Origin of the sequence: Formosa agariphila KMM 3901 (assembly GCF_000723205.1) — a bacterium.
Taxonomy (GTDB): Bacteria; Bacteroidota; Bacteroidia; order Flavobacteriales; family Flavobacteriaceae; genus Formosa; species Formosa agariphila.
Genome location: NZ_HG315671.1, coordinates 3177777 through 3199134, shown reverse-complemented (window position 1 = coordinate 3199134; position 21358 = coordinate 3177777). Strand labels below are relative to the sequence as shown.

Here is a 21358-nt window from a genome sequence, read left to right as displayed (position 1 = left end):
TGATTTTGTAGGGTTAATGGTAAAGATGTCTTGGGCTGATTATGAGTATTAAAAACTGTCTTAAAATTGAAGCTAATTTGAGTATAAGGTAACATATCGTTAAAGATTTACTAACCCTTGAAACTTTAAAATGGGGCATTTTTGAACAAAAAAAATAATATGGCATCAAAAGATACGGGTAGACGTGGATTTCTGAAAAAAGCGTTAATTGCAACTGGAGGAATTATGTTAGCTCCAAACTTTATAAGTTGTAGTAACGACGACGATAATTTCGAATCAGATTACAACGAATCTTTACTTAGTACTAAAAACTTTAATCAAGGTGTAGCTAGTTTCGACCCGACCAGTTCCAGTGTAATTATCTGGACGCGCTACGCAACAGCAAACAGTGAAATTATTTGGGAAGTCGCAACCGACTCTAGTTTTTCTAGTATCATTAGAACCGGAAAAATAACCACCGAGACCTCTAGAGATTTAACCATTGCAGTAGAATTGGCAGAACTAGACGCTAATCAAAAATTATATTACCGTTTTATAAATAGCGTAGATAATGCCATGTCTGTAGTAGGAGAAACTGTGACATTGCCGGTTGAAGCATCTCAAGTTAAACTAGCCGTGTGTTCGTGTTCTAATTATCAAGCCGGATTATTTAATGCTTACGATGCTATGGCAAATTCTGATGCCGATATTATTGTGCATTTAGGAGATTATTTTTATGAATACGGCGCTGGAGGTTATGGTTCTACGGCCGAAAATGCATTTTTAAACAGACAGCATGAACCGGCTCATGAAATTTTATCTTTAGACGATTATAGAACACGCTATAAACAATACAGATCTGATGTGTCGTTACAATTAGCGCATCAGAAAAAACCATTTATTTGTATATGGGACGACCATGAAATTGCAAATGATACATACATAGATGGTGCAGAAAATCATGACGAAGCTACCGAAGGGTCTTTCGAAGTGCGTAAACAACACGCGTTACAAGCTTACAGTGAATTTTTACCTTTTTCTCAATTGTCTGAAGGGAAAAACGATATTATTTACAGAACGTTTAATATAGGAAATCTTGTTAATTTAATCATGTTAGATACTCGTGTTATCGGGCGAGACAAACAATTAAACATTGCAAATTATTTTACAGCAACAGGTTTCGACGCTGTTGCGTTTCAAACGGCATTAAGCGATACATCACGTTCTTTATTAGGTGACGAACAACTTAGTTGGGTTACTAGCGAACTGCAAGGAAATTCTGCTAAATGGCAAGTACTAGGTCAGCAGGTGCTAATGGGAAAAATGTATATTCCAGCAGAATTATTAATGGCTTTTGGTAGTCCAAATTTCGTGCAAATATTAACCGATTTAGTGACCATTAAAACCAGAATGTTACAACAAGACCCTACACTTACAGCCGAAGAAAAGGCACGTGTTTTGTCTGCAATTCCTTATAATTTAGATGCTTGGGATGGATATCCTGTAGATAGAGAGATTATTTACAATGCTTTAAACGGCAAGAAAATAGTCACTTTAGCAGGAGATACGCACAATGCGTGGAATAACGTATTAACGTCTCAAAATGGTACCGAAGTGGGAATTGAACTTGCTACATCAGGAATTAGTTCTCCAGGTTTCGAAACCTATTTAGGCGCAACAAACCCAGAAATGTTAGCTGGATTTGAGCAAGCTTTAATGTTATTGGTAGATGGTTTACAGTATTTCGATGCTTCTAGACGTGGCTATCTTATGGCGACATTTACACCATCGGAAGTGAAATCGGAGTGGATTTTTGTAGATACCATTTTATCTGAATCTTACTCTACAACCGTAGGACATACCACTACGTTCTCGTAATTATATAAGCTTTCATTTAAAAATGCCGTTACTAGATTTACTTCTGGTAACGGCATTGTTATGTTATAGTAATTTCAATAGAGCCATATTATAAAGTTCAATACGTAAAATGAAATTCTCGAATTAGAATACATTAATAGAGAATATGTTAAAGTTTTAACTAATTATCTATCGATTTAATAGGTTTTGTTGTTATGTGTTTCGTCAGCGAGAGTGCGGTTCTCAAGGCATTTTTAAAGAAAAAAATTCAATCAGTAATCATTTTGTTTGTAGGATTTTTCAACATGTAGTTCGTCTAAAATCCTGATAATCGGTTGTTAGTCTGATTTCTTTTATATACTTTGGCGATATGAAAATTGGTTAACCAATTAGTTGAGGCCTCGATTAAACCACCAATTTTTTAAACAAATAGCTAAAAAAACAATAATGAAACATTTTTTAATTAGTCGCATGTGTCGAACCGCACTATGCATTATAACACTGCTGTGCGCATTTCAGACGTACGGCGCAGATTACACGGTAAATTCTGCAGATCAATTTAACAATCTAAGTCTTTCTCCCGGAGATATAGTCACCTGGGCAAACGGAACCTATAGTAGTAATCAGCGTATTAGTTTCACTGCTAATGGTACGGCATCAAATCCAATTATTTTAAGAGCAGAAACTCCTGGAGGTGTTATTTTTACGGGTCAAACCAATATGGATATTTCTGGAAATTATGTCATTATCGATGGCTTTTACTGGAATGGTGGAGCAGGAAGTAATAATCATATTCAATTTAGAAAGAGTAGTGCGTATGCAAATAATTCAACCATTAGAAATTGTGCGTTTAACAATTTAACGCCAAGTGGCACAGATAAGCACCGATGGATTGTGCTTTACGGAACGAATAACACGATAGAAAACTGTTCTTTTTTAAATAAGAATAGTCCTGGAGCGCTAATATTGGTAGAGTTAGAATATAACGATTTCAATCCTGTGGGACACGTTATTAAAGATAATTACTTCTTTAATTTTATTAAAAGAGATCCCTCAACAACGCATTCTGGAGACAGTGAAACCATTCGCGTTGGGACAAGTGAATTTCAGGATAAAAGTGCTAGCGTTACTGTAGAGGGTAACTATTTCTATAAAGCCGATGGTGAGAACGAAATTATTACAAACAAAAGTGCCGATAACACCTACCGAAATAACACCTTTAGAAGATGTCGCGGATCGTTAGTAATGAGACATGGCGCACGTGCTACCGTAGATGGTAATTATTTTTTAGGTGAAAATGTTGAAGGTACAGGAGGAATTCGTATCACCGATAGTTACCACGTTATTACCAACAATTACATTCAAGATGTTGTGAGTTCTGGCGATAAATGGAACAACGGAATTACCTTAGTAGGAGGTTCAGATACCTCTGGAGGAATTACAAATGGATATCAAAAAGTTGATGATATAGTTGTAGAAAATAACACCTTATACAATGTGGATTCTCCTATCTTTTATAACGACAGATCGAGTTATGATCCATCTGGAGTTCTAAACAATAATGTAATTTATACAACCTTAACCAATATCTTAAGTGGAGATATTTCAGGTACAGGGCAAAGTATGACTTATAATGGAAATGTATATTACGGCGCTTCATTAGGTATTTCTGATAGTGGATTTACAGAAGCTAATCCAGAATTTTCTGCAAGCGGAGAAATTTATAGCGCAAGTAGTTCTGCAGTTTCAGGGAAAGGATCTTCAATTAGTAACCCTCATACACATAGTATGGTTGGGAATTCTGTAGGTGCTAGTTTCTTAGATGCTTCAGGAAACTCGGCATCAGGAGATTATTTAACAGTATCTTCAGTTGAAGAATTTACAGCAGCGGGTTCAACAAAAACAGTCGATGTGTCTTCAAGTATAAATTGGACGGTATCAGATAATCAATCATGGATTTCGGTATCGCTAACGTCTAGCAATGGAAATGGTAGTTTTTCAATTACAGTTTCAGCAAATACAGCAGACGAAGCAAGAACAGGAACAGTTACAGTAAGTGGTTCTGGCGTATCTAATCAAACCATAAATGTAAGTCAGGCAGGTGCAGAAGGGAATAGCGGAAATGCAGGTATACCTTCAGATTTAATGGAGAATTGTAACCAATGGAAAATTACATATCCAACAGGTGAAGAAGATAAAACCTTATGCGACGAACAAGGAAACGAATTCTTTTATGTGAACGATGAAGGGAATGCGATTGTGTTTCGCGCTCCTGTAAGAAGCGATAATGGAACAACACCAAATTCAGATAATATTCGTTCAGAACTTAGAGAGCGTGAAGAAGATGGAAGTAAAGATGTGTATTGGACTACAGAGGGCACGCATGAATTATATGTAAAACAAGCCATAACGCATTTACCAATTAATAAATCACATTTAGTTGCTACCCAGATTCATGGTGATAAAGCAGCAGGAATAGACGATTCTATGGTGATGCGTTTAGAAGGTTCTCACTTATTTCTATCTTTTAACGGTGGAAAATTAAGGAGTAATGTAACCATTACACAAAACTATAATTTAGGAGACGTGCATGAAGTTATTTTTAAAGTAGTCGATGGAAAACACTACTGCTATTATGCAGAAGATGGAAATCTTAAAAATGCGTATGATAGTGGGAATGCATCTCAGTATTTAGTACGTGCAGATGGGAACGATTATGTAATGGATATAAATTACAATCAATCGTACTTTAAAGTTGGAAATTATACTCAAAGTAATCCAGAGGAAGAAGGCGACGATACAGATGACCCAGATAATTATGGTGAAGTTTTAGTTTACGATTTCTCTGTGAGTCATGGTGAAGGTGGCGAAGAGCCAACAGACCCAATTGACGTTACAGGCGTGGCATTTTCTTCTAGTTCTGCAAGTATTTCTGTTGGAGGAGCGCAAGCGTTAAATGCTGATGTAAGTCCGTTGAATGCTTCAAATCAAGATGTAAGTTATAGCAGTAGTAATACGTCTGTAGCAACAGTAAATTCAAGTGGTGTAGTCACAGCAGTTTCAGAAGGAAATGCAACAATTACAGTCACTACAGAAGATGGAGATTTTACAGATACTATTTCAATTACAGTTACAGAGCCATCAAACGATACCAATTTAGCATTAAACAAATCGGCTTCAGGAACAGGGACTGCAGACGGAAATCACACGGTTGCTAATTTAGTCGATGGAGATACAGGGACAAGATGGTCTGTGTCGGGAATGCCGCAATCGGCAACCATAGATCTAGGAGCAACGTTTACTTTAGGAAGTACAGAATTGGTGTGTTATTCAGATAGAGCATATCAATACACTATTTCGGTGTCATCATCGGAAAACGGATCCTTTACAGAAGTTGTAAATAGAAGTTCTAATTCTACTTCAGGTTCGGTATCAAGTCCAATATCAGATGCTTTTGATAGTGTCGAAGCGAGATTTGTAAAAATTAACGTTACAGGAGCAGCGTCATATGACGGAAGTTGGGTGAGCTTGTTAGAATTAAGAGTATTTGCAGGAGAAAATGCTCCTTCAGCAATAGCTGTGACTTCAGTGGCATTATCTTCATCTAATATATCGTTAGACGCTAACGTAACTGAGCAACTTTCGGCAACAGTTAGCCCGAGCGATGCGACAAATCAGGCGGTTACGTATAGCAGTAGTAATACGTCTGTGGCCACAGTAAATTCAACTGGATTAGTTACAGCACTTTCAGAAGGTTCGGCTACGATTACAGTGACCACCGAAGATGGTGATTTCACAGATTCAGTAGCAGTTACAGTAAATGGAAGTCAGAATGGTACAGCTCCATATAGTCTGTCTAAATTTCAAGATTACTTGGCACAATGTAAATTGCAATCGCCTTTAAGCGGAACAGAAGCTACGGCATCCGATATTGTTTCTGGCTATTCATCTAGCACATTTTATGTAGCCGATGGAAATAAAATGGCTTTTTATCAGTCTAGAGATGATGCAAGTACGCGACAAAGAACCGAATTAAGATTCTTAGAAAACTGGAATGTGAACGATGATCAGGTATTTCATGCTAATGTGAATATTGTGGAACAAACATGTGAGCAATTAACATTTATGCAAATTCATGATGATGCCAATGCTGGAGATGGTCCAAATAAACCATTATTACGAGTTTACCAAAGTGATGGGCATTTATATGCTGCGGTAAAAACTGACGATGGTGGTTCGAATACTAGTCATATAGATCTTGGAGAAACGCCAAGCGGTTATTTTGATTGTGATATTATTTTAGAATCAGGATATATGATTGTCGAAATTAATGGATCGGAAAAATTAAACACCAATGTGTCGTTTTGGGATTACCCAAGTTATTGGAAAAACGGAGTGTATTTACAAGATACAGGAGAAGCAACAGTGTATTTTAATGAGTTGACTTTAACAGAGGCGACAACAATACCTCCAACTACAGAATCGACAAATGTGGCTTTAGAAAAATCGGTGTCTTATTCTACGCAACAATCTACAAATCCAGCGTCTAACTTAGTCGATGGTGATGAAGATTCTAGATGGTCTGCACAATCGTTTCCTGTAAACGCCACAGTAGATCTAGGAAGCTTACATATGGTTAACAGCACAGAAGTCATTTGTCATGGCGATCGTGCGTATCAGTATATAATCGAAGTGTCTACGGATGGAAATTCATTTTCAGAAGTTGTAAATAGATCTAATAATACCACAGCAGGTACAAATTCAGCTCCTATTGCAGATGCGTTTTCTAATACCCAAGCACGTTATGTACGACTGACTGTTGTTGGTGCCAACGATTACGATGGGGATTGGGCAAGTATAGACGAGCTTAGAGTATTCGGATATGCGAGTGCTACGGATTCAAGAACTATTGCAGATTCTCAAGAGAGTATAATGGAACATAATTCGGAGCTAGAATTATCCTTATATCCTAACCCGGCGACAAACTTCATTAATATTAAAGGAGGTAAAGCGTATCACACTATAACGGTTTATGACCAAGTAGGAAAGGTGATTTTTAACCGCCCAATACAAGGTGAAACTATAGATATTTCTAGTTTAAATTCTGGACTTTATATCTTCAGATTGTCGGGAGCTCACAATGCGATTTCAAAGCGTATTATTAAAAAATAAAAATTTAGTTTAGTAGCATTAAGGCAGGTGAAATTTCTTTCATCTGCCTTTTTGTTTTTATCTTAATTTATAATGCTGTTTAAAATTCTAAATGACTCAATTTCTCTAAAGCATCTTCATAGCCTAATTTAAACAGAAGATCTATATGGGTTTTTGTAAAAGCTTCGCAGTTTCCAATTTCCTTAGGAGAAATAAGCACATCGCAATCTTTAAATTTTGATTCACAAACGGCCAATCCCGAAATACTATAAGAGCGATTAATAACGGATTTTGTAGTTCGTAAATCTTTCCTTGTCATTTCTGGTAGCGGATTAAGATATACGCCAATAATTTTGTCGCATAAATCCTGAATAGGTTCTATGGGGAAATTATTAGTAACACCGCCATCGCATAATAAATAGCCATTAAAATCTATTGGGGTAAACATACCTGGTACTGATGATGAGGCGATGATGGGTGCTGTTAGTATCCCTTCAGAAAAATAACGCGTAGTACCTTCTAATAAGTCTGTGGTTGCGATGTACATCGGGATTTCTAAACTCTCGAAATTATTCTCTTTAAAAAATGCACTCAGTTGTAAAGCGAGTTTATTTCCATCGAAAAGACCAGGCTTACGTAGTGTAAAATTATTAAACGAAAACAGTTCAATTTTAATGAAAAAATCTAGAATATCCTGCCAATGATTGCCTGCAGCATAAAGTGACCCCACAATAGCACCCGAACTTGTTCCAGAAATGTAATCGGGTTTTATGCCGAGTTCTTCCATAGCTTTTAAAACACCAATATGAGAGACGCCTCTATAACCTCCGCCAGATAATACAAGTCCTAACTTTTTTTTACGATTCCAAGTGGATGCTTTTAATATCATGTTATCTGTGTCTATTTACCAATTTTAATTTTTATCGTTCCAAACCGTTCCTACAACCACATACCATCCAAAGTCATTATTAGACCAAGCGAAATCTAATCCTGCTCTGAGTTTAAATTTTCTCGCAACGAGATAACGAAAACCGGTACCATAATTATAAACCATGGTCGAATATTTAAAGTTTTTATTTTCGGTTGGAGCTTTGGCAAGACCTCCAAAAACCACACTACTCCAACGTAGGGACCAGTCGTAACGTTGCTCTGTTTCTAATACATACGTTTGGTCTCCTTGGTATTTAGCTAAAGGAACGCCACGAAGCGCAATAGAGGGTTTCATGAAAAACGGAGCGTCTCCAAATTGTAAACTCATTTCGTATCGGAATCCTGAAACCCATTTAGGAGAAGGATTAAAATATTTAAAAGCTCCGACGTGAAAGTTCTGGAAATTAAAATCACTACCAAGCCAGTCTTGACTTATTCTAAAATCGGAGGTGATGTAGAGACCAGTATCCGGAGTAAATATATTGTCTCGCTTATCGAAATCTATATTAATTCCTAAGCTACTAATATTGTCTGTAAAACTGGTTCTATCTTCGAAATCAGGAAAACGATTGGCTTCAAATTGAGGTTTAATCTTGTTGTGTAAATAAAAATATTCTGGTCCGATATACAAATCGGTATCAGCAATCTGGCGTAATAAAACACCAAATATGGTAGAAACATTAAAATTAAAACCGAAATTTTGAGTGCCTAAATTAGGAAGGTCACGAAAATAATCCATATTAAGATCGCCATATGTTGCACCTATAACATATTTAAGATGGTGTTCTGGAAGAGATGCCACTCGTATAGCACTAAGAAACCATGTTTTGTTTGCTGTATAGCCCACAGAACCTAAGGTAATATCTGGCGGTGTATATTTTCCTTCAGTTTGCTGTTTATTCGGTTTAATGAATAAAGCAGATGCACTTACTCCAATGTCACCAAGAGCTGGTTCTGTTATGAGTTGTACTACAGGAATAAATCCGTTAAAATCGATAAGGAAATCACTCATGTCCAACTTACCATCTAAAGAATCTTTGAAAATAGTTTTATCAAATTTTTGCTTTTTAGAGGTTTCCTTTTGTTGGGCAGAAGCAAAGAAACATACAGAAAGCATAAGAACGAAAAATAGTGGCGTCGTGTTTTTCATTATGGATCTATTTAGTTTTCAGCCTAGCAATCATGTAAATTGTATTTTTTAGCCTGATTGTGTCAAATGTGGTTTAAAGGTAATATATCGGAATAGTATTCTGAAACTATAAGTCAAAAAAAAGCGAGAGATGAAGGATTTCATTTCTCGCTTTTTTAAGGTTTTCATATTTAGATTATGGATTTGTAGACCATAATGCAGCGCTTTTAAGCATGGCTCTTTTTGGTAGTTTTAATCCAGCAAGAATTAATTCTGCAAAATCTTCAGGTTGTAATACACTGTCTTCAGAATCTTTTGTTGCGATACCTAAATCGATAGACATGTCTGATGCAATGGTGCTTGGTGTTAATGTACACACACGAATGTTATTCTTACGAACTTCTTTCATTAATGATTCAGACATTCCGATAACTGCAAATTTAGAAGCTGAATATGCTGAGGTAGTTGCATTTCCGCTTAATCCCGCCGTTGAAGATACGTTTATAATTTCACCATCATTTTGAGTAATTAAATGTGGTAAGACCTCTTTAGTCACATAATACATTCCCATTACATTAGTCTGGATTATTTGTGTCCACTGGTCTACAGGCATATCGTTAAGCGATCCGAAAGCTGCAATTCCAGCATTATTTACTAGAATGTCTACACCTCCAAGCGTATCGATAAGCGTATTAATTCCTGTTTTTACGTCCTCGTAATTACTCACGTCGAATGCCGCATAAGTAGCGTTTACACCAAGCGCTTTTAATTCGGCAACTGTTGCTGTTAACTGTGCTTCGTTTCTACCAGTTATGGCAACATCGATACCTTCTTTAGCAAATGCAATGGCGGTTGCTTTTCCTAAACCTCTGCTTCCTCCTGTTATTATGGCTTTTTTACTTTTTAACTCTGTCATGATTTTTTCTTTTGTATAGTCTTTGTCGTATTTAAAAGCAAAATACAACACGTTTGGCTTTTTTTATTAAGAATCTAAATTACAAAATTTAGCTTAGAAAGAGCAGTTTCTTAATCTAGATTAGTGTAGAAATTTCAAGAATAAAATGTTATAAGAAGATGAAAAAACCTTGTGTTAAAAGCCTTTTGTAGACATTTATAATCTAAACCCATACAACTTATTTTAGTACACTTATATTTCTGATGTTGTTGAAATTAATTTATAAGTAGAATAAAAAAAATCAGCTGTAACGGTGAGGCTAAAGCTGATTTTAAATTTGTGATATGAATAAAGTTTGTAGTGCATAAATGGATTTTGAATACTGCCTTTACATTTATTCTATTACGATATCAAATTCAATATACTTGAATGTACTTTTTAAATATGATGAGTTAGTGTAAACTACACCATAATAATACGTAGCAGTTTCCCAAGCATTACCCTCCGTAATAGGATTAGGATTTGGAATATTATTATCGTTTGCAGCTCCTATTTTTATAGGGAGACCGTAATTCCAATGGTCTGTATCTTTATTGTTTCTTAATGTTATGACCTCTTCATCTCCAGAAGAATGTGAGACAACTTCTGTTACTATAACTTTAGAAAAATCTATAGCTTCTACAGTTTCAGGTTTATGGTTCAGACTCTTTTTAATTAATAATCCGTACATAATTCCGTCACCTTTAAGACCTCCTATTTGAATTGTTGACCAAAGAGATTCATCTTTACTAAAAAATGTTGCGTCCGGATTTTTAAATTCACCATTATTATAAAAATTATTAAATCCTGAAACCCCATCGACATTAATTTTGTCTACTCCAAACACACTAACATGCGGATTAACGTCTGGAAAATCGGCAGCATCAATTAATTCAACTTGTCTAATTTCTTCTAGATACGTTCCATTCTGATCAGTAATTGTAATAATAAAGTCATATTTACCTTTTGGAGCTTCTGCGGGAATATCGAAATGTTGATGCATTGTAGCATTTTTCAAGCCTTGATATTTATCCCAAGTAATCTCATAAGACCATTCTTCCGCATACGTTTCATTACTTTTCTGTTCTATGTTTACCTTAACGATGTCGATAAGATCTCCTGCAAGTATTTCTGCGTTAAGATGAAAGTCTTCACCAACAACGCCAAGTTCGTTATTGTAAAGACCAACCTCAACTTCAGAAATAGTAGGTGTCTCTAAGATAATAACTTCATCATCATCATTATTACAAGAAGTAAGAAATACAAGTAGTATTGGTAAGATATATACGTAATTTTTAATCTTCATTATTGTTTTAATTTTTATTGTTTGTTATTCTGATTTTTTTTGTACTAACAGTTTGTTTTATCTGAGGTTAGGTTTTGTGTCTTAATGTATACAACACGTGTCAGTATCACATTTGCAATATTTTCGGTTGTATAGATGTAATAGTATTAATGACAATGTTGGTATAAATATTACATTTTCTTGAAGAGAAACCCATGTTGCTTTTTCATTAATAATTATAAAAAACAACAAACTCCAACTTATCCATAAGGCAGGCTTTATCCATGTGTTTGCTGTTGTATGAGTTGAACAGTAAACAGCCAAGAAAGAAATTGCCAAGAAAATATAATCTGTAAGTTTCCACCAACCGGGTGTAGAACTACAACACGTTAGCAGACTCGTTTGTGCCATAAATATAAAGGGTGTCGCGATGCAATGTATTAGACAAAGTATACTAGATACAGCCCCTAGTCTGTCTGCTTTTTGAATTGTAAATATCATATGTCTTAAATATTATTCTACAATCTTAATATCTACAGATGTTCGTGCTTGCCATCCAGTTTCATCGGTTACCGAATAGGCGCAGTGGTAATCTCCTGTATCTACATCGTTAGGGATAATCACTTCAATTTCTATTTCATAACTTGTTGGTCCACCTTCAATAGCATAATTTTCATTCACTAATAAAGGGTTTATTGCATCCTTTTTATCGTCTAAAGCACAATTTACATCTTGATCGTCATGTGTATGGTGATCGAAATTATTATGAATGTTTAAACTGTAAGATGCTAAGGCTTGGTTGTCTGTAGCCAGAACTTTAAAAATGTAGGTTTCACCTCTTTTAAGTTGCTCGCATGCTTGAGGAAAACCACCGTTGTAATTAATGGTAATAACCGGTTTTTCTTCGTCTTTGTCTATGCTATCGCTATCTGAACATGATGCTAAAAGCAAAAGAAGAAGAAATACGTAGTTGAATTTTAATATAAATTTCATAGTAATTAAGGGATAAAGAGGCTGTCTTAAAAGTTGCGTTTTCGTTAACCTGAACTAGATTCATGTTCTCATATATTTGGTAGTTCATATGATGAGGTTATGAAATGCATTCAGAATGACGGATTTAACACGTTTAAGACAGCCTCGTAGTTAATGTATTAAGCTGTAATGTCGATGTGTGATTCGTAAGTTTGGATGTTTCCATTTTCGTCTTCAACAGTAAACGTAACATGATATTCGCCTGCAGGAGCAGTTGCAGGAACATCGATATGTTTATGGAATTCGGCTTCGGTTAAGTCATGGTAATCAGAATATACATTTTCGTAATCCCATTCTACTTCTCCTTCACCTACAGGAATATCGTGCGCATGAATGTCAACGCTAATTTCATGGATACCGTTATGGGCATTTACCAAAAATTCAGCATGAAAATCGCTACCACGTACTACAGTTTCATCCATTTCAAATCCACTAATTGTAATTGGTGCTAAAACATCTAAATGGCCTTCAACTTCCGAACTGTTTCCTAACTCATCTACAACAATAAGTTCTACATGATACTCTCCAGCTGGTGTAGTTGCAGGAATATCTATATGTTCGTGAAATGTTGCATTAATGACTTGGTAAGAGGCATCGTCGTATACCTGTGTGAATTCCCAAGCTTCTTCGCCTTCAGCAAGGGTGATGTCGTCGTGAGAATGAATTTTAAGGGTAATACTGCTCACTACATTTTCGGCATAAATATTTGCTTCTAAATGAAGGTCTGTGCCTCTATCTGCTACTAGGTCTGTAGAATGGTCTGTACCTTCACCAAATTCGAAATCGGTAATTACTGGTGCACTTGTTGTTGCGCCGTCGTCGTCACTACTACATGATTGTAAAACTAATCCTAGTGAAAGGAAAAGGACTAAAAGTTTAAAATTTGCTTTCATAATTTTCTGATTTTAAGTGTTAATATTAATTGATTGTTGTTATTTAAAAAGGTATTGTTAATGATAATGATAGGTTTCTACCGGCTTCCGGAACGTCTATTAAACGATAGAAACTTGTGTGGTCGAAATATTTTGTATTGAATACATTGTTTAGTTTTAGGCGCATTTCTATTGGTGCATTGTTCTGAAATACATCGAGTTCTGTTATAAATGACATATTTATTAATTGATACCCATCGGTAACTTCCTCTGGAGGTACAATCTCGTCTTGCTTTGCAGTAATCTTATAATCGGCGATTAGTAAGGGTTTAGTAAAAAAGAGTACGTCTTTAAATTGATAGCTAGCAGTGAACAGTCCCGACAAAGGCGGTGAAAACGGAATGGTAAAGCCTTCTTTAGGACCGCTAGTTTGTCTAGAATAGACATATTCTGCAGAAGCGTCTAGCTGTAAGTTTTCAAAAAGTGTTGTACTTGCTCTAAGTTCTCCTCCTATTCTAAATACTTTACTTTGGGTGTACTCGTAAATCTGTAAAGTTTCGTAGTAATTAGAGGTTGGATTTAAATAAATAAAATTATCAAAGAGGTTAACAAACGGACTAACACCAACGCTAAAGGTTTTGGTGGTATGGTCAATATCTAAATCTAATTGGTATGAGGATTCTGGGTCTAAATCTAAATTCCCTTTCTCGTAGCGATACATATGATAATTTACGCCGTCTGAAGCCAATTCGTTAGCTAATGGCATTCTAAAACTCTTACCTATATTAATTTTATAAGTAGTGTTATCATGTATATAACTCAATCCTGCTGAGGCACTAAAACTACCAAAATCTAAGGTTTTATCTAATGCTCTTTGTGTATAAATCTCTGAAGTTGTGCCATCATTATTGGTTACCGGAGTAGAGTACCAATCGTAATAGGCTTTTGTTTCTATAGAACCATAATCGTAACGGAAACCAGCTAAAACATGAAAATCTCGAGAGATTTCGTAGGTATCGAATGCAAATACACCGGCAGTAAAACGATTATATTCTGGAATTAAAAACCCCCACCCACCAATGTTATTATCTTGGTATTCTAGATTTACCCCTAATACAACATCATGTGTGTCGTTTATATTAAAAGCATCTCTAACATTTAAAGCGTATGTGTTTTTATTAAAATCACGCTCTAAAGTATTTGATGGTTTTGGCATATAACCATGAGGAACTGGTTCTGAATGTTCTTCTCTGTGATTATTTTGATACCCCAAATCGAACATAAAGGTATGGTTGTCATGAGCTATACTGGTATTATTAGTAATTTTAATGTGGTTTACAGAATGATATGGCAAATCGACATCTCGGTTTGAACTATCGTAATCAATATCTGAAACGATAACTTCTAAACCATGAGCATTAGCGAAAAACCCGTTTTTAGCACTAACGTTACTAAAGGTTGTTTCAGATTGTATGTTATCGTTAATATAGCCTATGCTAAAACTACCATTGGCTTCATGCCCCGCTGTATTTCTTAAATTATTGTCATGTAAATCGAAAATATAATTTTCATAACTAATTTTATCTGTAGGCACTTTATAATCGGCATAATCTCTGTACGTTAATCGCGCTCTATAAAACCAATGGTGTTTACGAGCTTCTATACCGGCAGAGACACCAATTAAATCATTATTAGTTTCACCTATTAGATTGACTTCTCCACTAAAAGAATGCATTGCCGGAATAAAATTTGGCTGAATATCGACAACACCAGCAATAGCATCTGAACCATACACCAAAGACGCCGGTCCTTTTACAATCTGAATATTTTCAATACCATATTGATCGATTTCCAAACCATGATCGTTTCCCCATTGTTGTGCTTCATGTTTAATTCCATTTTGCACAACGGCAACACGGTTAAACCCTAGACCACGAATTACAGGTTTAGATTGTCCAGACCCAATATTAATTGTGCTTACCCCAGGAATTTTACTCAACGTTTGCATCAAGCTGTTTTCTCTGTTTTTGTTCAAGAATTCCTCGGTAACGGTATATGATACTACAGGCGTTTCCTTGTTTTCTCTTTGCTTAGATTTTCCATGAACTTGTACTTCATCTAAGTTGGTGGTAGATTCAGTTAAATGAACTACAACATCTTGCAACTCAAGACATACATCTACCGTGATAACTTTTGGCGCGTAGCCCATACTAGTAACAGTAAAGGTGTATTCTCCTGTTTTTACATTTTTCAGTGTAAAATCACCTGTATTCGAGCTAATAGTAAATAAATCGTTACCGCTAATTGAAGCGCCTTCAATAGGTTGTAAGGTGTTGGCGTTAAGCACAGATCCTTTTACTGTAAAGGTTTCTTGTGCAAACGCTAAAGTGCATAGGCTTAAACATAGCCATACACTAAGTGTTTTTTGAAGCATATTGATATACTGTGAAAAATTAGAAATGTTCTCTAGAATGAAAACTATTAAAATGTCCTAATACACGTAGATTAGAGTAAAGGCCTATATATTTAAACTTTAAATGGTATGATGGAGGTATCGGAATATGTTTTAAAAGTCAATAATAATATAATTATCAATTTTTAAAACGTGTAAAAAGATACCAAAACCAGATAAAATAAATTATTGGGTCTTTAAATGATAAAATGTATAGGTGAAATTTAAATTAGGGATGGCGGAGGTCTAGAAAAGAGCTCGTCGGTAGTAATTGTATTCGAGTGAATATAATTGTAATACTTTCTTAAATCTTGAGTAAATACATACTCTTTAATTTCGAATGAGAATTCTTGTGGCTCAGGAGAAATTGCAGGTGTAAGATTAATAGCAGTGGCATGGTCGCAAATTACACAGTGTAAAGCATGGTCACTGTCATCTACATCATGAGCGTGTGAATGAGATAGCGCATGCAACCCAACCAATTTCATGGATAGAAAAAGGAAGAGAAACAAAAAAGTAATGCTATTTTTAATGCGACTTGTTTTCATTAATCGGCTAAATTATTAAATATAATGAAACCCTTATCACATATAAACGTTAAGTAAATGTTAATTAGGAAATGCAGCTAATTTTGGGAGTTAATTTAATTGATTCGCTTATCTAATATTTACAGAATCTATTATAATTTTTTTTTATAAAAAATGGTCGTCTGCACATAGATGTAAGACGACCGTATATTTTCCTATTAAGGAAACAGTTTAAAATTTTTAATCTTATTAATCTATGTGTTCTAAATAATCAATCTTATTACTACTAGCCTGAATCGCATCTCTTTGTTTTAAAAGCATAGCTCTTAAATCTGGATTTAGTTCATGATTATTAAGGATTTCATCATAATCTTTAATCGCTTCTTTTTCTCCTTCTCTTACTTGTTCTAATATAGATTCATCGCTATCTAAAGAAAAAAGTGCCTTAGTGTCTATCCAAACTCGGTTTAATATCCCCGATAATCTTCCGTCGTCGTCATCTTCAAGGTCTAAGCCTTGTGTTAGAAGCAAATCACGGAGTTCTGTAATATATCCATTTCTTTCAATGACTTTTTCATTAAAAAAGGTTTTCAATTTTGGATTATCAACATGTATAGAGGCTTTTATAAATCCTTTCTCGGCATCAATTGCTTTTTCAATAAGCTCATTAAGTTTAATTTCGGCTTCTTCGCTAAATGTTTCCATAGTTTTATGTGTTTAAATACGTAGTGTATGCTATTCTTAAATAGAATTTTATCTAAAAATACAATATTATATTGGGATAAAATAAGGTGAATACTTTTGTTAGTTAGGCGTTTAAAAATTCATTAATTAAAGCTTGTCTATTTTATAAAAACTTAACTGAATTAATCCTAGTATAATAATGAAGCCTTAAAGGGGAGGTGTTAAGAATAGAATCTGATTAATTAATTGTTATGTGTGTGATAATATGTGAGTTGTGTGAATTCAATCTCAATGGTAGAACTTTTAAGCCATAATCGATTTTTTAAATTGTAACGGTGTCATGAGTTCCATTTTTTTAAATTGTCTGTTGAAATAACTAATATTATTAAAACCAGTTTTAAAAGCAATGTCCGAAATTCTAAAGTCTTTACTGTTTTTAATCAGTTTTTTTGAAAATTTAATTTTTTCAGAATTGATATAATCTATAGGAGATATACCCAAAGTACTTTTAAACTTTTTATGAAAATGAGAGGTGCTCATGCATGCCTTTTCGGCCAAAAGGTCAACAGTAATATCTTTATTTGTTAAGTTGTCTTTTATATATTTAATAACAATACCTATTCGATTGTCGTCTAACAAATGCTCCGAATTAATCAAGCAAAACTTGGCTTTGGTTTGAAGTAAACGAATAATGAGTTCCTGAATCATTAAATCTAACAGCATATCTTTGGAGGCATTACTGTTTGTAAACGTATGAATTAGTCGCTTTATTAATTGGCTAACATCAGAATTGTTAATAAGATGGTCTGTAGTAGCGTCTAGCGACCAGGAATTGTTTTTATTTTCAATTTGTACATTATCATTAAACTTATCGACGACTTCTTTTATTTTAGAATTATCTATACCTAAAGCCAAACATTTGGTAGGATTGTCCATAGTTGCTAAAGGAAAGTCTATAACCATTTCTTTGTTACTAGGCATCACTACTGATTCTCCAGGATAAAATTCGAATGCGGGTAGCCCTTCAATATGCATTACTTTTTTACCTGTTAGCATACTCGCTATAATGGGGAAACCAAATTTTAACGTAACCTTTTCGGCGTATTCATGGGTTTCAAAAATATTGAGTTCAGCAAAATTGGCACTGTAGGTCGTTCTGTTCTCAACTAAAGTGGTGATTTTTCGCTGTGAATTGTGTTGACTTAAAATATGATCCATATGTAATGCTACGAGTTTAGAAACAATTTTTATTGTAATAATAGAATAGTACTAAAATATAATAAATATGTTCAATTGTTTTAGACTTTAACAAAATAACTTTGTTAAAAATGATAATAATCATATTTTTTCATGTAAAAATTACATATTCGATAAAACTGATTTCTAGTTAAAACGGATAACTTAACTTAAAATATAAAAATAATGGCCTATTCTAAACCAAAATTTAAAGCCCAGTACGAGAATTTTATTAACGGAAAATTTGTAAAACCTATTAATGGTGACTATTTCGAAAATACATCTCCTATAGACCAGAGTTTGATTGCTAAATTTCCGAGATCGCAAAAAGAAGATGTAGAATTAGCTGTAGATGCTGCAAATGCCGCAAAAGAGAGTTGGGGAAATACACCTGCTGCAGAACGTTCGGCGCTATTAAATAAAGTAGCAGATATTATTGAAGCGAATTTAGAAGAATTTGCTGTTTTAGAAACCTGTGATAATGGTAAACCTATACTTGAAACTTTAAATGCAGATATTCCACTAGCTGTGGATCACTGGCGTTATTTCGCTGCTTGTATTCGTGCCGAGGAGGGGAGTGCAACAGAATTAGATGCCAATACATTGTCTATGAATATTAAGGAGCCTCTAGGTGTTATTGGACAAATAATACCTTGGAATTTTCCACTATTAATGTTGTCATGGAAATTACCACCAGCTTTAGCCACAGGAAACTGTGTAGTGCTAAAACCTGCAGAACAAACTCCGCTTACTGCAACAATATTGATGGAAAAAATTGCAGATGTATTTCCTCCAGGCGTTATAAATATTGTACACGGATTTGGACCAGAAGCAGGAAAACCTTTGGCATCGAGTTCTAAGGTAGATAAAGTAGCATTTACGGGAGAAACTACAACCGGACAATTAATTATGCAGTATGCTTCTAAAAATCTAAATCCCGTAACGATGGAATTAGGTGGGAAGTCGCCAAATGTGTTTTTTAATAGTGTTATGGATGCAGATGACGCGTTTTTAGATAAAGCTATTGAAGGTGCTGTTTTATTTGCTTTTAATCAAGGTGAAGTATGTACATGTCCTTCAAGAATTTTAGTTCAAGAAGATATTTACGATGCCTTTATGAAACGTGTGGTAGAACGTACAGAAGCTATTATTCAAGATAATCCTTACGATGTCAATACTCAGGTCGGAGCACAAGCGTCTAACGATCAATATGAAAAAATCCAATCGTATTTAAAAATAGGAAAAGAAGAAGGCGCTAAAGTATTATGTGGTGGAGAAGCGAATACAGAAGGCGATTTATCTAAAGGATTTTATATTAAACCTACCATTTTGGAAGGACATAATAAAATGCGAGTTTTTCAAGAGGAAATATTTGGCCCTGTAGTTTGTGTTACAAAGTTTAAAGATGAGGTTGAAGCTTTAGAGATTGCTAACGATACGCTTTATGGATTAGGCGCTGGGGTTTGGACACGAGATGCGCACCAATTATATCAAATTCCTAGAGCCATTAAATCTGGACGTGTTTGGGTAAATTGTTATCATGCATATCCTGCACATGCTCCATTTGGCGGATACAAAAAATCTGGATTTGGTAGAGAAAACCATTTAATGATGATGGATCATTATAGACAAACAAAAAACATGTTAATTTCTTACGATAAAAATAAACTAGGATTCTTTTAAAAAGATTGATTAATAGCAATTAAGGTTGGTTTAGCTTTTTAACTCAACCTTTTTTAATTTTTAAAATATGGAACGTATAGCAATTACAGACGAAGCGAGTAAAATCGTTAATCAATTAAAAGAGAAGCATGGTGAGTTAATTTTTCATTTAAGTGGTGGATGTTGCGATGGCTCTTCCCCAATGATTTTTGAAAAAGACGATATGTATCTCGATGAAAGTGATATTCATTTGGGCGATATAGAAAGTGTGCCTTTTTATATGAATCAAGATCAGTATGCATATTGGAAGCATACGCACCTTACTGTAGATGTTACTACAGGACGAGGTTCTAGTTTTTCATTAGAAATTCCTTTAGGGCTCCGATTTATTATTCAATCTCGATTGTTTACAGAACAAGAAAATGCAGTTTTAAATCCTTAATAAAGTCTAAACACACCCATTAAAGTAAAAATGATTTCAAAAGCCGTAAAGTATCTTGTATGTTTTATGGCTTTTTTATGAATTTCTATAATTCTGATTGGTCTTTACAAAACTTCTTCACGTGAAGTTTTACTCTTTATAAGCGTTTAAATTAAGCGCTTTTTTTTTTAATGTTACATCTCTTATATCATTTGTTACAAATGATATATCCTTTCCTTCTAGACTCATGTAGATTTGTTAAAGGCTGTGTGTCAAGTTTTCCTCTGAATGATTAAGATTTATTGATAAATGTATTTTTGAAACCTATATTCATTAAAAAATCAAATCGCCATGCAATTACAATAAAGCAATAATTAGAAAATATAAGCTACAAATAATTAAAAATATTTTTATGAGAGCTGAACAAACAATTATAATACTAATAGTTATGTTTCTTGTGTCTAGTTTTACTTACGATAGACAAAACATAATTAAAGGTGATTTGAAAAATTGGCAGAATGGAGAAGCTTTAATAATTTTTAATGACTATATATTAAAAGAAAAAATCGAGATGGGTACAATTACATCTCAGGGCGAAATAACAATTCTTCTAGATGATAATTATTTAGCTAACCAGAAAAAAGCAGCTGATGAAGCGAAAGAAAAAACGTTCCAAAATTGGGATATGAAATTTAATACCGTAAAGTCTACTTTCGAATGTGATACTGAAGCCATTCTGTTTGAAAATGCAGCTGTTGTTATTGCTGCGCTTCCAGAATTAGAAGTAATTGGTATAGATAATACTTCTTATGGCTATTTGTATTGTACTAACACCTTAGAAATTGCATCTTGGTTATCTAATTTCGGCCAAGGAAATATAACAAAAGGGTATTATTTACGGTGGTATTTTTTAGAAGATAATGCCTCGGTAAAAGGTTCTTGCAGTATGCGAACTTATACGGGGAACGATGATGAAAATTATATGGATGTTAAAATTTACGATCTTGAATTGCAAAAAGGATGGAATATCGTTAAATATACAATTACAGAAACTTTTACATCTCAGTTTGGTAAAGTGACGCCATCAGAAACTAAAATAACAAGAATCGACAACGTGCTAGCAGATACGCAATGGATTCTGCTGTAACTTTAATCAATCAGCCAATTGAAGATAAAGATAGCATGAACACACTGTCTAACGTATAGT

Annotated in this window: 16 protein-coding genes; 5 read left to right on the top strand and 11 right to left on the bottom strand. The window is 34.5% G+C overall.

Features of this window, described 5'->3' with window-relative positions:
• Window positions 1-159: 159 nt before the first annotated feature.
• Together BN863_RS13310 and BN863_RS18980 are read left to right on the top strand one after the other, a co-directional pair.
• Complete coding sequence (locus tag BN863_RS13310; protein ID WP_038531478.1) at window positions 160-1857, top strand: alkaline phosphatase D family protein; 1698 nt, start codon at window positions 160-162, stop codon at window positions 1855-1857.
• A gap of 426 nt (window positions 1858-2283) precedes the next feature.
• Window positions 2284-7008 carry a chondroitinase-B domain-containing protein gene (locus BN863_RS18980; RefSeq protein ID WP_051774815.1) on the top strand — a complete coding sequence of 1575 codons (4725 nt, stop codon included), beginning with the start codon at window positions 2284-2286 and terminating at the stop codon, window positions 7006-7008.
• Between the two features lie 79 nt (window positions 7009-7087).
• Here the strand turns inward: BN863_RS18980 and BN863_RS13290 are convergent, their stop codons facing one another.
• From BN863_RS13290 to BN863_RS13245, 11 genes are all read right to left on the bottom strand, one after another.
• Window positions 7088-7876 (bottom strand): patatin-like phospholipase family protein, encoded by a 789-nt coding sequence (locus tag BN863_RS13290; protein WP_051774813.1) that lies wholly within the window; start codon window positions 7874-7876, stop codon window positions 7088-7090.
• Window positions 7877-7900: 24 nt separating this feature from the next.
• Entirely contained in the window at window positions 7901-9067 is a 1167-nt protein-coding gene (locus tag BN863_RS13285) for a BamA/TamA family outer membrane protein (RefSeq protein ID WP_038531476.1), read from the bottom strand.
• Between the two features lie 175 nt (window positions 9068-9242).
• Complete coding sequence (locus BN863_RS13280; RefSeq protein WP_038533627.1) at window positions 9243-9962, bottom strand: 3-ketoacyl-ACP reductase; 720 nt, start codon at window positions 9960-9962, stop codon at window positions 9243-9245.
• 373 nt (window positions 9963-10335) lie between these two features.
• Window positions 10336-11286 (bottom strand): DUF4625 domain-containing protein, encoded by a 951-nt coding sequence (locus tag BN863_RS13275; RefSeq protein WP_038531473.1) that lies wholly within the window; start codon window positions 11284-11286, stop codon window positions 10336-10338.
• Window positions 11287-11367: 81 nt separating this feature from the next.
• Window positions 11368-11766: a MerC domain-containing protein gene (locus BN863_RS18315; protein WP_084817543.1), complete on the bottom strand. Its 399-nt coding sequence runs from the start codon at window positions 11764-11766 to the stop codon at window positions 11368-11370.
• 12 nt (window positions 11767-11778) lie between these two features.
• On the bottom strand, window positions 11779-12258 hold the full coding sequence (locus BN863_RS13270) for a DUF4625 domain-containing protein (protein ID WP_038531470.1): 480 nt from the start codon (window positions 12256-12258) through the stop codon (window positions 11779-11781).
• A gap of 158 nt (window positions 12259-12416) precedes the next feature.
• Window positions 12417-13190 carry a DUF4625 domain-containing protein gene (locus BN863_RS13265; protein ID WP_038531467.1) on the bottom strand — a complete coding sequence of 258 codons (774 nt, stop codon included), beginning with the start codon at window positions 13188-13190 and terminating at the stop codon, window positions 12417-12419.
• Window positions 13191-13233: 43 nt separating this feature from the next.
• Window positions 13234-15603 carry a TonB-dependent receptor gene (locus tag BN863_RS13260; protein WP_038531464.1) on the bottom strand — a complete coding sequence of 790 codons (2370 nt, stop codon included), beginning with the start codon at window positions 15601-15603 and terminating at the stop codon, window positions 13234-13236.
• 242 nt (window positions 15604-15845) lie between these two features.
• Window positions 15846-16109, bottom strand: coding sequence for a hypothetical protein (locus BN863_RS13255; RefSeq protein ID WP_038531462.1), 264 nt, complete (start codon window positions 16107-16109; stop codon window positions 15846-15848).
• 288 nt (window positions 16110-16397) lie between these two features.
• On the bottom strand, window positions 16398-16853 hold the full coding sequence (locus tag BN863_RS13250; protein WP_038531459.1) for a PA2169 family four-helix-bundle protein: 456 nt from the start codon (window positions 16851-16853) through the stop codon (window positions 16398-16400).
• Between the two features lie 282 nt (window positions 16854-17135).
• Window positions 17136-18050 carry an AraC family transcriptional regulator gene (locus tag BN863_RS13245; RefSeq protein ID WP_038531456.1) on the bottom strand — a complete coding sequence of 305 codons (915 nt, stop codon included), beginning with the start codon at window positions 18048-18050 and terminating at the stop codon, window positions 17136-17138.
• Between the two features lie 204 nt (window positions 18051-18254).
• Here BN863_RS13245 and BN863_RS13240 point away from each other — a divergent pair, with 204 nt between their 5' ends.
• The 3 genes from BN863_RS13240 (at window position 18255) to BN863_RS13230 (ending at window position 21298) form a co-directional block, all read left to right on the top strand.
• Window positions 18255-19751, top strand: a complete 1497-nt coding sequence (locus tag BN863_RS13240) for an aldehyde dehydrogenase family protein (RefSeq protein WP_038531453.1) — start codon at window positions 18255-18257, stop codon at window positions 19749-19751.
• 67 nt (window positions 19752-19818) lie between these two features.
• Window positions 19819-20172 carry a DUF779 domain-containing protein gene (locus BN863_RS13235; protein ID WP_038531450.1) on the top strand — a complete coding sequence of 118 codons (354 nt, stop codon included), beginning with the start codon at window positions 19819-19821 and terminating at the stop codon, window positions 20170-20172.
• A gap of 391 nt (window positions 20173-20563) precedes the next feature.
• Window positions 20564-21298, top strand: coding sequence for a hypothetical protein (locus BN863_RS13230; protein ID WP_148304615.1), 735 nt, complete (start codon window positions 20564-20566; stop codon window positions 21296-21298).
• Window positions 21299-21358 lie beyond the last annotated feature (60 nt).

Excerpts from the sequence above, each read along its gene's own strand:
- BN863_RS13310 (WP_038531478.1), top strand. The coding sequence starts at position 160 with ATGGCATCAAAAGATACGGGTAGACGTGGATTTCTGAAAAAAGCGTTA.
- BN863_RS18980 (WP_051774815.1), top strand. The coding sequence starts at position 2,284 with ATGAAACATTTTTTAATTAGTCGCATGTGTCGAACCGCACTATGCATT.
- BN863_RS13290 (WP_051774813.1), bottom strand. The coding sequence starts at position 7,876 with ATGATATTAAAAGCATCCACTTGGAATCGTAAAAAAAAGTTAGGACTT.
- BN863_RS13285 (WP_038531476.1), bottom strand. The coding sequence starts at position 9,067 with ATGAAAAACACGACGCCACTATTTTTCGTTCTTATGCTTTCTGTATGT.
- BN863_RS13280 (WP_038533627.1), bottom strand. The coding sequence starts at position 9,962 with ATGACAGAGTTAAAAAGTAAAAAAGCCATAATAACAGGAGGAAGCAGA.
- BN863_RS13275 (WP_038531473.1), bottom strand. The coding sequence starts at position 11,286 with ATGAAGATTAAAAATTACGTATATATCTTACCAATACTACTTGTATTT.
- BN863_RS18315 (WP_084817543.1), bottom strand. The coding sequence starts at position 11,766 with ATGATATTTACAATTCAAAAAGCAGACAGACTAGGGGCTGTATCTAGT.
- BN863_RS13270 (WP_038531470.1), bottom strand. The coding sequence starts at position 12,258 with ATGAAATTTATATTAAAATTCAACTACGTATTTCTTCTTCTTTTGCTT.
- BN863_RS13265 (WP_038531467.1), bottom strand. The coding sequence starts at position 13,190 with ATGAAAGCAAATTTTAAACTTTTAGTCCTTTTCCTTTCACTAGGATTA.
- BN863_RS13260 (WP_038531464.1), bottom strand. The coding sequence starts at position 15,603 with ATGCTTCAAAAAACACTTAGTGTATGGCTATGTTTAAGCCTATGCACT.
- BN863_RS13255 (WP_038531462.1), bottom strand. The coding sequence starts at position 16,109 with ATGAAATTGGTTGGGTTGCATGCGCTATCTCATTCACACGCTCATGAT.
- BN863_RS13250 (WP_038531459.1), bottom strand. The coding sequence starts at position 16,853 with ATGGAAACATTTAGCGAAGAAGCCGAAATTAAACTTAATGAGCTTATT.
- BN863_RS13245 (WP_038531456.1), bottom strand. The coding sequence starts at position 18,050 with ATGGATCATATTTTAAGTCAACACAATTCACAGCGAAAAATCACCACT.
- BN863_RS13240 (WP_038531453.1), top strand. The coding sequence starts at position 18,255 with ATGGCCTATTCTAAACCAAAATTTAAAGCCCAGTACGAGAATTTTATT.
- BN863_RS13235 (WP_038531450.1), top strand. The coding sequence starts at position 19,819 with ATGGAACGTATAGCAATTACAGACGAAGCGAGTAAAATCGTTAATCAA.
- BN863_RS13230 (WP_148304615.1), top strand. The coding sequence starts at position 20,564 with ATGAGAGCTGAACAAACAATTATAATACTAATAGTTATGTTTCTTGTG.